The sequence below is a fragment of the Mucilaginibacter glaciei genome (assembly GCF_014773245.1).
Lineage (GTDB): Bacteria > Bacteroidota > Bacteroidia > Sphingobacteriales > Sphingobacteriaceae > Mucilaginibacter > Mucilaginibacter glaciei.
Genome location: NZ_JACWMX010000003.1, coordinates 425494 through 441864 on the forward strand (window position 1 = coordinate 425494; position 16371 = coordinate 441864).

Here is a 16371-nt window from a genome sequence, read left to right on the forward strand (position 1 = left end):
CGTTATTTTGTACCCGATGTTAATGACTATTTGAATAATAAGTTTCAAGTTAGACACTATTTTATAAGTTTATTTCTCTTTAGTTAATAAAATATCAATTTCGTTTGAATTTTTGAGCTAAAACTGCCGGGAAAATTGCCGGGGCTTCAATAAAATATCTCCTGAAGAGTCTTTTTGGTTCATTCGCAAAGCGAAACAACCATTCTAAACCTGCCTTTTGCATCCAAACAGGGGCACGTTTTATTAAACCCGCCGCAACTTCAAATGCGCCACCTACACCAATGGCAACGTTGATATTTAATTTATGAAGGTGCTCATAGATCCAAAAATCTTGCTTTGGTGCAGTTAAGCTTACCCATAATACGTTGGGTTTAGCACCGTTTATCAATTCAACCATTTTTTGATTCTCTTGGTCCGAAAACCGCTCGGCGAATGGCGGCGAATAAACTCCCACTATCTTTATCCCCGGATGTTTTTTTTCAAATTCGTTTTTAAGTGTTTCTGCAACGCCATCCTTAGCACCAAGCAAAAACATGCTGTATCCCTTTGCCGCACATTCTTCAACATATTGCGGTAAAAGGTCTAACCCGGTTACACGTGCTTTGAGCGGTGTTTTTAAAAACTTAGACATCCATAGCAACGGTACACCATCACAAAAAACAAGATCGGCGGTGTTATATAGGTGTTTGAGCTCCTCGTCGTTCTGCGCCCAAACAAGGCAATTTACAGGAGTTACACAAGCGCGAACTTTGTCGCCTCTGTCTATTACGCCGTCAAGAATTTCTATAGATTCTTTTAGTGTAAGATTACTTATCCCTACTCCTGCAATATCAATTTTAGATGCTAATAAGGCCATTTATGTACTTAGATTATGTAGGTTTAGGTATAGGGTTAGTGTGCGCAAAAATATAATTTAAGGTTTTAGCGCAATAGCACTACCATGTTGGTGGTCACGGACTATATGTTTTTGTCTTTCCAGAATTTTAGCAGCCACTCCGTTGTGATATCAACCCCCTGTTGTAAAGTGTAGTGCGACTCGCCCAGTACCTTCATCGTTTTTTCCATCGGGGCGGGGTTGTCAGAGGTCATGCTTTTGTATCGTGATATGGTAATTGGGAACTTGATCTTGAATTTTTGTAGTAAAGTCCCAAAAACAGCTACCGAGTAAAGTAAAAATAATGGAATGAGTGTTACTTTCCGTTTTTTTATAGAAAGCGAGAACGCGTTAGCCCAGTCGTAAAGGTTAATTGGCCGGTCGCCAACGTAAAACACTTGCCTGGAAATGGCCGGCTCGTGCTGGCGTTTAATAATCTCAACTATTTGCAAACAAACATTGCCTACGTAGGCGTAAGAACGTACAACGCTTTTATTGTTTGGGTGAAAATATTTGCCATCCCTTACAACTTTCCAAAATTCATAAGGGTAGCGCAGGTGCCATTTACCCCAAACGTTGGTTGGCCTGATAATACTCCAGTTAAAGGTGTATTTGCTGCCCCGTAAAGTGTTTTCAGATATCACCTTAGATTGGCCGTATACCGTATGCGGTGCGTAATCGGTATCAGAAACTGGTTGTGTATCTGTTTGGTGAACAAATTGGGTTGAGGTATGTACAACAAATTCAACTCCGTTAGCCTGGCAGGCATCAAATATTATTTCGGCACCTTTAGTATTTACTATATAATCTTGTAATACTAAATGCGGGAATGTATTGGTTTGGGCTGCTAAGTGTACTACTACCGTTGGTTTGAATTTATCAAAGCATGCCATAACCGCTGCTTGGTCCATAATATCCACATTAGCCCATTCTTCGTTACTTTGCAATGGTATCTTTGGTTCAGCTACATCAACAAGGCAGGCGCTGTAATCCCAATTTTGATCTCTGAGTATCTCAACTAAGTTTGTGCCTATAAAGCCATTGCTTCCTGTAATTAATATTTTTTTCATTTAAATTGATTAAAGAGATCTAAAATTCGTTGGTCAAACAGTGCAGCTGTATAATTTTCCTGGTAGCATCGGCGGGCATTTTCTGTAAGTTGGGTGTACAGCTCTCTGTCCGTTGCTAATTTTAAAACCGATCCGGCCATTCCGTCAATATCATGCACCTGGTGTATAAATCCGTTAACTGCGTTTTGAACCTGATCATTAACCCCCCGCCATGTTGTTGAAACTACCGGGAGCCCGAATGAAAAGGCTTCCAGATTCACAGTGGGGAAGTTTTCTGCTTCGAAAAAAGTAGGGAATAAAAACGCATCGGCCTGCCTGAATACTTCATATTTTGCCTGCCCAACCCTAACACCTTTGTAAGTTATCAGGCCTTCTGCCACAGCCTGGTTTATAAGGTCCAATTCTTTCCCGGGGCCTGTTTCGCCCATTACAGTACCGGTAATTTTTGGCAACCGGGCTTTTGCGCTCCTTATGATCTTTATAAAATCAAGTATGCCCTTGCTTTCGCGGCAAACGGCTACAAAAAGCACATTGAAAACTTCCTTAGCATTACCCTGAAGATTCACACTGTTATCAGGTACGCCATACGGAATGATACTTATCGCTTTGGATTGCAGAAACTGCGGATCGCGCTTGCCATAATTACTCATGCAAATGGAGTGATAAGGAGCGAAGTAGGCTATTTTATACAACTTTTTTAAGAGTGAACCCAATTTTGGATAAATTTCTGAGAGGCCGCCGGCATGAAAATGGAAAATAAGCTTTTTTTGAAAAAGCCTCACCGGCAATAGCAATATAATATCTCTAATAACGGGTACCTTGTTTGGGCCTGCAACCGGGTAGTAGACGTATTTAGGACGGTAAACTATTAAATAATAGCATATCGAGCAAAATATCCTGAGTAGCCGCCAAATTTTTATGAATGAAAGCTTGCCTGTTTCGCTTAGTTCGGCGCTAAAATCAAGCCTTACAAACCTAAAATCAAAATCGTGTTTCTTTAACAAGATCACAATCTTTTCAATGTTGATGGTTTGGCCGCCGTAAGGGGGAGGGGTTTGCCCGATGATTAGAAATCGCATTATTAATAAGTAGGGATGATGTGCTAATTTACAACTTTTAAGGGTTTAAGCACGGTTTTATTGATATTCGGTTGATATAGGTCTGATCAATTTTGCCGGGTTTCCTGCGATAATAACATTTGCAGGAACACTTTTTACCACTACCGATCCTGCACCTATCTTAACATTATCGCCAATTTCTATGTTACCTAAAATACAAGCGTTGGAACCTATGTCAACATGGTTTCCAATTTTAGGGCAAGCTGAAAAAGACCCATCGGCGTTTTCCTTATTTCCTATTGTTGTAGTTTGCCTGATAGTGCAATTTTCACCAATTATAACGTCTTTATTGATAACGAGTGCATGGGCATGAAAGAGCCTTAATCCTTTGCCAATTTTAACCTTGTACGGTAGTTCGACACCTAAAAACCATTCTACCATGATCCGATAAAAAATAAGATATGGAAGCATTACAATGAATAGCAGTTTGTGAATTGTTGCTAAATGTGCTGCTCTGAATAAAAATAGTATTACAATACCCTTGGCGTTTCCTTTATTAGCTTTCCAGTCCTGCGTAAGAGAGAATGATTTTTTATACATACCGGTTGGCATAGTTTGATAAATATATAGAATTAATATCGGCGGCCTGTAAGTAGCGACTTTGCGATCAGGTAAGCGTATTGATAAGCATTCAATGAAAATATCAGTTTTATGATTTCACCCTTACGCTTATTGGTTACCAGGTAAAGTATTGCTCGTTCGATAAGCAGTTGTTTTAAATATTGTAAGTCTAAATCAACGATGCCACACTTTTTAATTATCGAGCGGATGACTTCCGCCAACTGATTTGTAGTGTACTTATCAAATATTCGGGCCCTGTTAGCTGTTGTGATGGTGCTTAGCAAGCTAAGTTCATCTTCTGATAGTACGATGTTAAGTTTTTGAGCAAGTGCAGTTAAAAGCTTTATAGATATTTGTTGATCCTTAAGTATGTCAAGTTGATAGCTACCGGTTACATTGCTGTTGTGGCGGCGATATTTAACCAAAACTACCGGCAAATTTCTTATTTGGCAATCTCCGATCAAGGCAATCCATAGCCCGTAATCTTCGTATTTTGGGAAATCATAACTGTATCTTTTCGTTTCAACTAGATTCGCCGAAAGCATCACAGTAGGGTGATAAAGCGCGTTATAGGAGAAAAAAGTAGATATTATTTTTTTTTGAGATACCGGGGCATATTTTTTTTGCGGAGAGATCCCATCGCCAAAAAACTCCATTGCCCCGCCTAGTAATCCAACATCCGGATGGCGATCTAAATAGTTAACTTGCTGTGCTAATCTTTCGGGTAAAGATATATCATCACTATCCATACGAGCTATATACTTGCAATCACTGGCAAGTGCTATGTCAATTCCGTAGTTTAATGAATAGATCAAGCCCTTATTGGTGCCGTTTGAGATGTATCTGATGCGATTGTCTGAAAACGATTTGATGATATTTTCGGACCCATCGGTAGACCCGTCATTTATTATAATAAAGTCAAAATCAGTAAAACTCTGGTTTATCATGCTTTTGATAGCATCGTAAACAAAATCCTGCTGATTAAAAACAGACATTATTACGCATACCTTAGCCATTGTTTTGGTCTTTAATATTTAATTCAGGATCTTCCTTTTTGTCGGTAGCGAAAATAAAAACCTTGCGCGTTTGCTTTGGATTAAAATTTAATATCACAACCATCATCATTAATAATGGCAACGCGCCATAGGTGTAGAAACCATTAACCACACCTGCTACAATTACAAACCAAACCGCGCTGTAAGTTTTGTTAACTTTTGAAAAGTAAGTAATGCCTAAAACAAATAAAATGATTCCAAAAATTCCGTAACAAAAAAGCATTTGCATGTAATCATTATGCATCCAAAACGGTACGTTATATAATCTGAGTGACAGCACCTCAACAGATGCGGGCCCTTGCCCAAATATCCAGTCGAAGTCTAAAAATGGCCGTTTAACTATTTCCAATAAACCATTGTGCCAAAACATGCTCCTGCCCGATGTGCTTTTGATATGTTCCGGATCGGCAAGGATATACATCAGTTTATTGTAGGAGAGGTATTCGCTGATATAAATGCTGTATAATAGCACTGTAGAAACAATTGCGAATAGCGCGATACTGCCAATTTTGATCATTTTTTTAATGTAAGCTATTTGCAAACCTTCGGCAAACATCACCAATGCAGCTGCTAATATTAAAAATGACGTACGGTTGCCTACACTTACTGCCATTATACATAATACAATCCCTTGTGGCCATTTCTTATATTTGAAAAAGATCATCGCAAATAAAATAGCGAAGTAACTGAACTGGTGGGAAATAACAAACCCGTTATAATATGACCTTTTATCGTACCCTAAATCATTAACAGTTGGGCCTTTGATAGCCGCGGTTATCACGAAAGCAAGCGTAAAAATATAGGCCACCCATGTGAAAAAACTGTTCATCAATTTAGTATCGATTTTTTGAACGCTATTCAGAATATATTTTGAAGAAAATAGTGTGGCTAAATACATGGTAAAGCCCGTTATTTCCCTGAAACGGGTGTTAAGCGGGCCTCCAAATAAAAAGGTATTGAACAGCAAATATGAGATAATGAATAAGGCTAACCAATATTTATTTTTTTCGTTATTAGCAAATAATAGCAGCAATATAGCTACCCTGATAAAGTTAAGCCCAATATTTACCGAACCGATTAACTCCAAAACATAGCCAAAAAGGTAACCAAATGGCATCAGGAGATAAAGAACGAGTATGAAGTTTTTTCTGATAGAGTTAATCATATTAAGGCCGATAGTTTTGTTCGTAAAAGCTTAATACCAATTGTTATAAATGCGCATTATATGATTGTAATTGATAGTTGTGCCTAACTTAACTATCAAAGTTAAAAAATCAGTCAGTCTTTTCGTTTTAAGCAGATAAATAAATACCCGCTCCCACAAAAGCTCCGTCAAATATTTTGAGTCGATATTTTTATAGCTGTGTTTGTCAATAATCGCCCTGATATTTGCAATAATATCACCTAAAGGCAAAGTGGTATCGGCTCTCCAACGGTAGGTGCTTGCAATAATGGTTATGATATAAATTTCGCGCGGGGTAAACTCAAATTGCAGTGCATTTGCATAGTTTGTCAAAATTTGGTTCATCATATCCAAATCGTCTGCAATATTATAGTTGCCCACATTTGTTACGTTATTGCTGTGCCGGCGATACATGAAATGTATTTCGTGTGTGTTATAAAACTCACATTTATTAATGAGGTCAAGCCACAATTTATAGTCTTCGTATTTATAATAATCGCTATCGTACTGCAGGTTGTTATTTAACAACACCTCATTCCTGATCATCACCGATGGATGGATGATGGGGTTACGGCACATTAACGCTGGTACAATACGCTCATTTGTTGCGGGTAAAATAACGTCCTTATTTTTTAATCCTTCGCCAAAATAAGTAACCGAAGTGCCGGCCACACCAATAGCCGGGTGGCTGTCAAGCACATTCACAGTGGCAGCTAATCTTCCCGGCAAACAAATATCGTCGGCATCCATCCTGGCCACATATTTATACCCAGCCGATAAATTCAGCCCGCGGTTTAGCGTATTTATCAAGCCAACGTTAGCGTCATTGGGGGTTATTTTTAACCTTTTGTCATTTATTTGCTGCAACACGTCCAACGTATTGTCGGTAGAGCCGTCGTCAATTACAAAGAGATCAAAGTCACTAAATGATTGTGCCAATACACTGGTTACGGCTTCATGAATGTAAGCGGCGCCATTATATACCGGTAAAATTACGCTTACTTTAGGCATTCGTATTTGCTATTATTTTAACGGGGTTACCGTAAGCTGTACAATTAGCCGGTATTGATTTTGTAACTATAGTACCCGCCCCTATTATTACGTTATCTCCAATAGTTATATCGCCAATGATAATACTGTGTGCACCTATATGCACGTTATTGCCAATTACAGGGCAACCCGAGTGGATGTTTTTGTTGCCTATTGTAGTAGTGTGCCTTAGCAACGCATTATTGCCAATTACGGTACCCGCGTTGATAACTAAACCCATTCCATGCCATACCTGTAAACCTGTGCCAATTTTAACCGAGTCTGGTATTTCTACACCCATAAACCACATAAAAACGGCACGGTAAATTTTAACAATAGGGTAGCCCAGGATCTTGATCAGCAGGTTTTTTTGTTTCCTGGCGTGTATGTAAGACGCTATGCGATAACAAACCACTATAGTTTTGCCTTTTGGGTTACCTGCATTAACCTTAATATCTTCTTTTAATTGGGCAATTAGCATTTGTTAATAGGGTTGTTTTTTTAGCTTACTTTGCAAAATCAGCTTTTTCATGCGCACATAAGCCTGTAATTTAACGTTTTTAATTTTAGGGAACGTCCTGGCATCCTCTAACAGCTTGTAAATATAAGTGGATGTTTTGCCACCGGCGGTATTACCCAAGTGCAGTCCCAAAATTGACTTTTGTTGGTCTACTACGTAACTGTCTGCCAGGAGCTGTTCAAGGATGCTACTTAGCTCGGCTTTGTTTTCGGCATAGTATAAGCTTTTATTATCTGCTTTAAAATCATACTGCATGGCCTCTTTGTGCGGGTTATAATATATCGCCGGCCGGCCCAGGCAAATTGCCTCAAGAATTAGCGCGCTGAAGCGGGATATTACGATCCTCGAATTAGTGATTTCCTGATGTACAATATTGGCACCTGATTTTAAAACATTAAATGCAGACAGGTCTGCGGTGTCGCGCGGGTGCTGCGACAAAGCATACTCGGCCCTGGTTTCGGCACAGCACTCTAATATGTCTGATAGCCAGGCTTCCCTGGCATCTTCATAAAGCCCGTAAGTAAAATTAACATTTACAAAAACTTTCTTTGTTGCTGGCAGCGGGGTGGCTTGTAGATCTTCAAACCTGGGGTTACCGATCACCGCGCAAATCATCTTGTTTAAATCGATATCAAGTAATGAGTTGAGCCCCTGAAAAACAGGCATTGAACAATATCTGAGCCTATTTATTTTTCTGTTAAAATCAAGAATTGACTCCTGCAGGCAAAAAGAATTGATACTGTCCCGGGTGTAGTAAGTTACCAGGGCCTGCTCCTTCAAACCCCAATCATTGCCTAAAACCAAAGCAGCATATTGTTTTCTGTTACGTTTACAATCCACTTCGTTACCTGCAATGTTTAAATCAAGTTTAGCTGCTGCGCCGGCCGCATTTTCGGTATCGCGGCAATACAGATCATATTGGGTGGCGGGATATTTAGCTAATATGTTTTTAAATAAATATACATGGGTATCGTTACTTGCAAAAAAGCAAATTTTGCCGCTGTTGTTATGGGTTAAGCTATTGCTGCTGAATGTCTGTAATTCAAAAACCGCAGCTAAATTGGGGTACGATATTTTAAATTGGGGCAGGATATCTTTTTCTACCCAAATGTTATCTATACGAAGAGTGTTTTCAATTCCCGAGTAAGAATCTAAGCCTTCGGCATACCAAAATGCAACCGTGTCTGGATATTTCTTTAAATGAGATTTAACATAGTCTATGTTATTTTTAAAGAATAATACATTCATATATTAAAAAATTTTAAAGAAAGCCAATGCAGAAAATACTATCAAAATTGCCACAAAAGGTACACTAACTGTGCGTTCAAATTGCCAAAAGTTAGTATTGTTTAATGATCTGTAAGAGAACTTAGTTGTATACCAGCTGTAAAAGCCCAGATAGCCAATCAGCATGCCTACAGGTATTGCATAAACGCCAATATATTTGCTTAAAAAGTAAACGGCTACAATGTAAAGAAAACCGGAAACAGTATCAGCAATATGAGTAATAACATGGTTGGTAGTTAAATAAACTTGCAAATGCATAGCACCAAAACGTTGCGCATAAAAAGCCCAGCCTAACAACCCCCAAATATTCATATCCAAAAACGCGGTTTTTGACCCTATTACTCGTAACAGTGGGCCTATCAACAATGAAGTTGCGATAAAGCCAATAATAAATACCGCATGGCTTAATCGCATGCCTCTTTTGATGGCAGCTTTTAACGATACCATATCGTTATTTACCCGGTATATGGCCAATACCGGTAATTTGCTGTAAAAAGGTGCCATAGATACCTCTTTAATTTGGGTGATTATACGAATAGCTAATAAGTAAGAGGCTACTGAGGCTGTATTACCAAACTGCGCGTATACAATTGATGTTAAGTTTGTTACCCCTGCCGACATTAAGCCACCAATGCCGCTACGCCAGGCCGGGTGCCATATTTTTTTAAAGATAACTTTATTGAACGGTAGTCTTTTTGAAACCTTTTTATAAAATCCGTCATTAATTATGGTACATAGGTACCAGTCTCTGATAGATACTATCAAAACCCAAAACTGGCTTACTATGATCAAGTTAAGCAGGGTAGGCGCGAAATATAAAACAGCCATGCTGCTTAAGATGCTACCTATAGACGTTAAAGTTTCTATCCGGCGCACCAGCGCAATTTGATTTAAACCCTCTAAAAAATTTAGATAACTTTTTGTGTAAAAATTAAAGCACGATACAATAAGGATAATAACCCAACAGTACCATGCCTGGTTAGCATTACTTGCATCGGCTACTGGTTTTATCATTGACAGGGTACCAAAAACGGTCATGGCTACAAACAGTATAGCTGTTAAAACCAAGTAGATATATTTCATTGTCGAAATGATATCGCCCATTAGCGGAACGTTAGGCTGCGTACCCTGTTCTGAATTTTTATAGGTATTTGTAGTCGAAAAAACGGCAATATCTTTAGCACCGCCAAAAGCGTAAGATATAATGCGGGTAAAGGTTTGGCGAAAACCAAAGTCGGCCACGGATTGAAGAAAAACAATGGTAGAGAAGAGATAGTACAAAACAATGTCAGCAGCTGAAAATTGCTTTAGTATCAGCGGTAAAACCCCAAACAATGATAAAGCCTTGGTAGAATAGCTCATCCATGTCATCAGAGTAGGAGAATTCCATGCTTTTTTTAACATTCAGATCTTATTAGTTGTGACAATATTATACCCCGTATATATGGCGCAAAAATCAAACAAACAGTTAATTGCTTTTTGCGTTAGGCACATATTTATGGTGCTCTTGCAGGTGTATCACTTTGTTTTCGCTTCCGCACATTAATTCGGCTTTGCGTACGTCATGCACAAAATCTTTAAACCTATTGTTGTACAAATCAATGGCAACGCCATCAAAATGTATCCAATCCAAATCGCCTAACTTCACGTGTTTTTCTATCATTTTTGCGCCCGAAGCAACCGCGAGCATACAGCCCAGGCTGCCAACATCGTGGCTGGAGTAGCCCGGCAGCATGTTAGCATATTGTTTAGCCCGTAATTGCCCGTAATGCCTTACTACAGCTATCTGGCAAGCCTCTGGTGGTGTGGGGTAAGAGGATGTGCATTGTAATAAAAAAAGTGTACGGTTGCCCGCAAAGCTGTTCAGTACAAAGTCTTCATAGCTTGAATCTGTAAAACCTGTAGATATGACCAGATCGCCTTTAAAATCATTACCCACATTGAGCAGGTAGTTTTTGTGGTTTGAAATGGTTGACGGGAGCTTAATTAAGGGTGTATCAAACTGGCGTAAAAAATTATAAGAATTCCAGTCTAAAGCCGATGCAAACCATGGGATCTCTTTTTTCCGGCATTCTGCGTCAATCAACGCAAACATCTGTTCATTTAGTTCGACACCCCGGCGATAGTCGCCAAGTTGCTTTCCGAACGGTGATTTGTATGGTTTTGATAACTCATCGTCTGTATAAAAGGCATCTACGTCCCTTTTTTGAAATTTTACGATATCGGCTCCAGCTTCCTTAGCCAGCTCAATCATTTTTACGATTCTTTTAGGGTCGCTGATATGGTTATTTGTAAACTCTGCAACAATAATTACATGGTTAGTTGTCATAGCCCGGTGTAACAAGGCCGCATACATTTCAGAGTTGGTAACCCCCTTTTTGTCTGTAAATTTTGATTGAAGTTGAGTTACCAAATTATTAAACCCTACTGCAGATAACGCGCTGTAAGATTTTTCGCCAACGTGCGATAATTTTATATTTGGATAAACCTCTGTAAAGCTTTCTAATATTGATGTGAAAAAAGACTCCTGAGTTTTAAGTATGACATTCTTATACTCCAGATCATACATCTGGTTATCATCGGGGTTTACTTGGGCCGAGTGGAAATCAAAGCCAATAAAATAAACCTCAACATTACCTGCTACAGCTTGCTGATGTAAAATGGAAAACTTTATAGCTGATAAAATGATGAAATCTTCGAGAAAAAATTCAGGGTCCTGGAAATACTCATATGTATATTCAAAACTATCCTGGCCCGAAACAAGATGCTTTACTTCAATATGTTGGTTATCGGGTATCTTGAAAAAGGATGGTGCCAAATATTTAGCGGCCTTAAATCCGTTTTCGCGAATCTGATCAAACAGCTCGGTACGGTAAAACATGGCGATATCGCCAGGGATGATTTTCTCCGAGTCGTTCAGGTTAATGATAAAAAAGTCATCAAGTTGTTTTAAATTAATGTCTTTTATAGAATCACCTTTTCCAATAACGGCAATTTTATTTTTGCCTGACTTTAAAGATATATTTTTGATCTGGTCTAAGTAATTCTCCATGATAAACTTGGTTATTTACAGTTACTGATAAGCCATTTTCGAGCGCCAAATTCAAGCCAGGTATAATATCCCAAACTTTTGCGCCTTTTGGGTTCTCAAAAGAGTAATATGCACCAATTACAACGTTGTACATATTGTAAACACAGCACCCGATGATTCGGTATTCAAAGCCCGGCTGCAATTTTAAGATCTCTTCTTTTGTTAAGCTTGATGATATACCTGCAATACGGGAATTGAATCGCTTAGGTTTATCGCCGGTTATCAGGTACGAGTCGAGTTCGGGCATCGCCAGCATAGATTGCTTGTGAACGCCTCCCTGGTAAACACATACGGCAACACCCCATTCCTTTAAACCAGAAACAAAGTTCTCGGTGCCATCAATAGGGTCGAGGATTATAATGTTTTCCTGTTCAAAATTATGGTTGTTCTGTTCTGGCGACTCTTCCGATATCAGGTAAAAGTTTGGCAGGTTATTGGTAATATATTCTTTTACTAAAGTTTCGCATAACAGGTCGCCTTTAGATACGTAACTTCCGTCTTCCTTTGAAACTTTATCTTGCCTCAAATCTATAATAGACTGTAAATTGGCTATTATTAACTCTTTGATATCTTCACAAATTCTCATAGGTTCAATCTGGTAGGATAAGTTGTTTATCAATATATATCCGTTTATAAAGTTGGTCTGCTACAAAAAAATCTAACGGGGTGTCAATATCAATCCCTTCTATCTCATCAACCGGTTTAAAAATTGGATTTATACCAACGATATTTTTGTTTTTAATTAAATTATCTCTTGAAATCAAATTCAGCCCAAAATTTAGCGCAACGATGTCGGGCAAATTCTGGCTGTTCGGCTGTTTATCCCTCGAATAATTAATTGGGTTTTGATCAAGCCACATAAATTCCTTCACTGCATTTACAGTAGCCAAAGAATCAAATTCAGCCGATTTTTTAAACAACTCTATACATTCAATTATCGTCTCTTTTTTTATAAACGGAGTTGTTGATGGGCAATAAGCAAAAATGTCAGTGTCCGTAACCTGCCCCAAGTGTTCTAAAAATTCACTGTTTGAACAAGACGACGATGCGTAGTAATCTTCTCTCTTATGAGCCGATACGCCCGCTTTAAGGGCAATTTGCATTGCCTCTGCCGAGTCTGTATTAACTATAATTTCGTCTATCAGGTCAATTTTTTTTAATACATCAATTTTAAGCTTTAACAGGCTTGTATCACCAAATGGCCTTAAGCTTTTGTTTTTAACTCTTTGTGAACCTTGCCTTACTGGAATAACTGCGGTGATTTTCATACAATAGTTTATAGGTGTTTAGTTACATATAAAATTGATACAACCGGTAACGATATTAAAATCTCTTGAAAAAGCTTTTTACTTTATCGCCAAAGTTTTCTTTGGATGCCTCAGAGTAAGAGTTATAATAAGCATTACCATATCCGTTACCATAGCCATAGCTATACCCGTAACTATAGCTGAAGTTTTCTTTTTTGATACCGTTAAATACCAAACTGTATTTAGGTAACCTGTTTGAGTCATTTATCTCGTTAATAAACTCCAGTTCGTCTTTGTGGGTGTAGCCTTGGCGCACCATGTACAATGAGGCATCAACAACCCTTGCAATGATCAGTGAATCTGTCACCAAATGTATAGGGGGGGAGTCAATCAGGATATCGTCATAACTCTCCTTCAATTTAGTGATTAACAGATCAAGCGTGTCTTTTTCCAGCAACTCAGAAGGGTTTGAAAGTATCGGGCCACATCCCAGCACATCAAGACCGGTAATGCCGGATGGTTGAATAAGCTTGTTAATATCCGTGATTTTTTCTGAAAGGAAATCACTAATACCGGCATGGTCCGGAGAGAGATCAAACACGCCCGAAATTTTTGGCTTACGAAGATCCATCTCCAATATGATAGTTTTACGTTGGGCGTAAGCAAGCGTAACGGCTAAATTTGAGCTCACAAAACTTTTGCCCTCGCCGCTAATACTCGATGTGAACAAGGTAACGCGCCCGCTATCATTGTTACCATGTAAATGAAACAAGTTGGTACGCAATACTCTAAATTGCTCGCCAATGGCAAATTTGCCACGGCCCTGCGTAACCACAATGGGGTTGCTCGATTCCTGGTAAGAAAGTTCGCCCAATACAGGAACTGTAACAGCATCCTCAATTTGCTTGCGGTGCATAATTTTTTCATTAAGGCTTTCTCTTCCATAGATAATACCTGCTGCCGCGGCCAAGCCTAAAATTAATGCTAAAGGATATATCACTATAGGTTTTGGCCATTTAGCTTTGCCGGCGTGTGCATCATCTACTACTTCAGAGTCTGACACTGACGAGGCGTACCTCAAGGCAACCTGTTCTTTTTTCTCTAATAAGAAGGTATAGATACGTTCCTTACTTTCCTGCTCCCTTTTCATGGAGGTGTATTGCCTGTCCTGATCGGGTATTTTTTTCAAAGATGTTTGAATTCCAGAGTCGAAATTCTTCATTTGACCCTGGGTGGACAACAATGCCGATTTTATAGTACGTATTTTTTCCCGGAATGCAGTTTGAAGTATCGCAATCTGCTTGTTTATTGGGTCAAACAAGGGGTTAGTTTCAGGCGTAGTGGCCAATAATTGCTGGCGTTGTAATTGCAAAGCCGCTAATTTGTCATATAGTCCCATTAAACTTGGGTCTTGCAGGTATGCACTTGTTGCGGGTAACTTTTCTGTGTTTTGCGGTGAGTTGGCCCATTTTTCCAATCCCTCAACTATTTTAAGTTGAATAGTTACATCGTTTTGAGCTTTGATATTGGCCTGTTTAATGTCTCTAAATCCCTGGGCTTGCGAAATAATATCCGTCATCCCCTGGTTACTTTTATATTGTTCAATATTACCTTCTGCAACGTTTAGCCCTTTCTTTATAGAATCTAAACGCATGGTAATAAAGTTAAGGGTGCTTTGCGCTTCTTTACCTTTATCAATAAGGGCATCTTTTTGATAAAGCGCCATTAAGGAGTTTAGGATATCTTTACCCCTTGCAGGTATCTGATCGGATGTTGACAGGTTTACAAAAGGTGCGTCCTTATTTTCTAACACCACCTTAACATTTGCTTGATAACTATCAGAAACCAAGTCGGGGTCTTGCACTTTTATAGCAATTTGCTCGCCAATATAGCTGTCAATATAAGCGGTTGGCTGCAATAACCATGTGCCAAAATCACTTTTTATAGTGGTGCCGAATTTGTAGTCCTTATCACCATTCACATCATCCACCAAAGTAAATGTGCCTGGATTTTTGATAGTTATCAGCAGTTTTTCGCCTTTTGCATCTATACTACCATTTGCTTTTACAAACTGGTAGTCGATAGGGCTATTTTTGTAAAGCTCAATACTCTTACCTGTTTTTTTGTGCGTGTATGAAACCCAAAGCTGCAGATCATTTACTACCTGGTACATGAGTTTTTTTGATTGCATAACTTCAATCTCGTTTTCAACAATCACCGGCGTTTTAATGGGGTCAAGTTGTTGATCAACACCGTTTTTATTAGTAACAGAACCTTCTGAACTAACGGGCGATTTGAATTCTAACGTGGCCAATATTGGATATACCGGATTGGTTTTTTGAATATAAAAGAACGCTGCAATTAGCGCTACAACAGCACACAAAATAAACAATGGCCAGTGAAAAAGGTATTTTTTTAAGAGCTTACTGGTATCTGTTGATTTACTTTCAGATACTGGTAAAGTGAATGCTGCTATTTGAGGATTTGATTTTTGCTTACTCATTTATATGGAAATTATCTTTGTAACAGAATAGCGATAATTGAAAGTACCGACACAATTAAACCAGCCCTCTGGAAGGTTGAACCATTATCTTCAGATCTTGCGCGGTTAGGCTTAACATAAATTACATCATTATTTTTCAGATAATAATAAGGCGATGTAATTATGTCTTTTGAAGTAAGATCGATAGGCACATAAGTTCTTTTACCCTCAAGCTCCCTAATTAGTAAAATACTGCGGATACCGGTAATATTTAAATCGCCAGAGCGGCTTAAGGCTTCCGATAAGGTTATGCGCTCATTAGTAATGTTAAAAGTGCCTGGGTTTTTCACATCTCCTAATATTGATATCTTGAAGTTTTGTATGCGCACATTGACGGTTGGTTGTTTCAGGTCTAACAATAGTTTTGTTTCCAGCAAGCGGGCTATTTGAGTTGTAGTTAAACCACTCACTTTAATGGTACCAATACTTGGCATTTTTATGTTCCCGTCCTGGTCAACTAGGTAACCTACTACGGCGTTTTCTTCAGCCCTGTCCAAGTTACTGTTACCAAAAGCACGCTCCAGGTTGTAGTTATACTTCGCATCAGCTTCGTTATTTAAACTGGTAACGTGTATGCCTAAAAGATCGGCCGGTTGGATAGTTAACTGAGAGTAGTTTGTGATGGTTTCTGTAAAAATGCTATCTCTGTTTACATTTTGAAAATAGGGAATGTTTTTGTAGCTCGTGCATGACGAGGCGGTAATAACAATAGCTACAATGGATAAAAATAGTAAACGCTTAATGTTCATATCAGCAATTTGGAATTAATATTTTATTTGACTTTATTATTCTCA

15 protein-coding genes are annotated in these 16371 nt (G+C 38.7%); all 15 read right to left on the reverse strand.

Translation table 11 applies throughout. The features are described from left to right. Nucleotides 1-94: 94 nt before the first annotated feature. The 15 genes from IDJ76_RS09455 to IDJ76_RS09525 all read right to left on the reverse strand — a co-directional run bounded on the left by IDJ76_RS09455 (nt 95) and on the right by IDJ76_RS09525 (nt 16326). Nucleotides 95-856: a WecB/TagA/CpsF family glycosyltransferase gene (locus tag IDJ76_RS09455; RefSeq protein WP_191163054.1), complete on the reverse strand. Its 762-nt coding sequence runs from the start codon at nt 854-856 to the stop codon at nt 95-97. A 101-nt stretch (nt 857-957) separates the two neighbouring features. Further along, the gene (locus tag IDJ76_RS09460) at nt 958-1944 is read right to left on the reverse strand and encodes an NAD-dependent epimerase/dehydratase family protein (RefSeq protein ID WP_191163055.1); all 987 of its coding nucleotides are present in this window, start codon (nt 1942-1944) and stop codon (nt 958-960) included. Further along, on the reverse strand, nt 1941-3023 hold the full coding sequence (locus IDJ76_RS09465) for a glycosyltransferase family 4 protein (RefSeq protein ID WP_191163056.1): 1083 nt from the start codon (nt 3021-3023) through the stop codon (nt 1941-1943). Before IDJ76_RS09465 ends, IDJ76_RS09460 begins: the two co-directional genes overlap by 4 nt. Before the next feature lie 57 nt (nt 3024-3080). Beyond that, the gene (locus IDJ76_RS09470; protein WP_224746268.1) at nt 3081-3614 is read right to left on the reverse strand and encodes a serine acetyltransferase; all 534 of its coding nucleotides are present in this window, start codon (nt 3612-3614) and stop codon (nt 3081-3083) included. A 20-nt stretch (nt 3615-3634) separates the two neighbouring features. Next, a complete protein-coding gene (locus IDJ76_RS09475; protein ID WP_191163057.1) occupies nt 3635-4639 on the reverse strand; it encodes a glycosyltransferase family 2 protein in 1005 nt (334 codons plus the stop codon). Continuing rightward, nucleotides 4632-5843 carry an O-antigen ligase family protein gene (locus tag IDJ76_RS09480; protein WP_191163058.1) on the reverse strand — a complete coding sequence of 404 codons (1212 nt, stop codon included), beginning with the start codon at nt 5841-5843 and terminating at the stop codon, nt 4632-4634. The genes IDJ76_RS09475 and IDJ76_RS09480 overlap by 8 nt, the downstream gene beginning before the upstream one ends. 30 nt (nt 5844-5873) lie before the next feature. Continuing rightward, a complete protein-coding gene (locus IDJ76_RS09485; RefSeq protein ID WP_191163059.1) occupies nt 5874-6872 on the reverse strand; it encodes a glycosyltransferase family 2 protein in 999 nt (332 codons plus the stop codon). Then, nucleotides 6865-7371, reverse strand: coding sequence for a serine O-acetyltransferase (locus IDJ76_RS09490; RefSeq protein WP_191163060.1), 507 nt, complete (start codon nt 7369-7371; stop codon nt 6865-6867). The genes IDJ76_RS09485 and IDJ76_RS09490 overlap by 8 nt, the downstream gene beginning before the upstream one ends. Nucleotides 7372-7374: 3 nt before the next feature. Continuing rightward, nucleotides 7375-8658, reverse strand: coding sequence for a glycosyltransferase family protein (locus IDJ76_RS09495; protein ID WP_191163061.1), 1284 nt, complete (start codon nt 8656-8658; stop codon nt 7375-7377). Between the two features lie 3 nt (nt 8659-8661). After that, nucleotides 8662-10101: a hypothetical protein gene (locus tag IDJ76_RS09500; protein WP_191163062.1), complete on the reverse strand. Its 1440-nt coding sequence runs from the start codon at nt 10099-10101 to the stop codon at nt 8662-8664. Nucleotides 10102-10165: 64 nt separating this feature from the next. Further along, nucleotides 10166-11749, reverse strand: a complete 1584-nt coding sequence (locus IDJ76_RS09505) for an N-acetylneuraminate synthase family protein (protein ID WP_191163063.1) — start codon at nt 11747-11749, stop codon at nt 10166-10168. After that, nucleotides 11694-12374, reverse strand: coding sequence for an inositol monophosphatase family protein (locus IDJ76_RS09510; protein WP_191163064.1), 681 nt, complete (start codon nt 12372-12374; stop codon nt 11694-11696). Before IDJ76_RS09510 ends, IDJ76_RS09505 begins: the two co-directional genes overlap by 56 nt. A gap of 4 nt (nt 12375-12378) precedes the next feature. Next, complete coding sequence (locus tag IDJ76_RS09515; RefSeq protein WP_191163065.1) at nt 12379-13056, reverse strand: acylneuraminate cytidylyltransferase family protein; 678 nt, start codon at nt 13054-13056, stop codon at nt 12379-12381. Between the two features lie 55 nt (nt 13057-13111). After that, nucleotides 13112-15538: an exopolysaccharide transport family protein gene (locus IDJ76_RS09520; RefSeq protein WP_191163066.1), complete on the reverse strand. Its 2427-nt coding sequence runs from the start codon at nt 15536-15538 to the stop codon at nt 13112-13114. A gap of 11 nt (nt 15539-15549) precedes the next feature. After that, the gene (locus IDJ76_RS09525) at nt 15550-16326 is read right to left on the reverse strand and encodes a polysaccharide biosynthesis/export family protein (protein ID WP_191163067.1); all 777 of its coding nucleotides are present in this window, start codon (nt 16324-16326) and stop codon (nt 15550-15552) included. Nucleotides 16327-16371 lie beyond the last annotated feature (45 nt).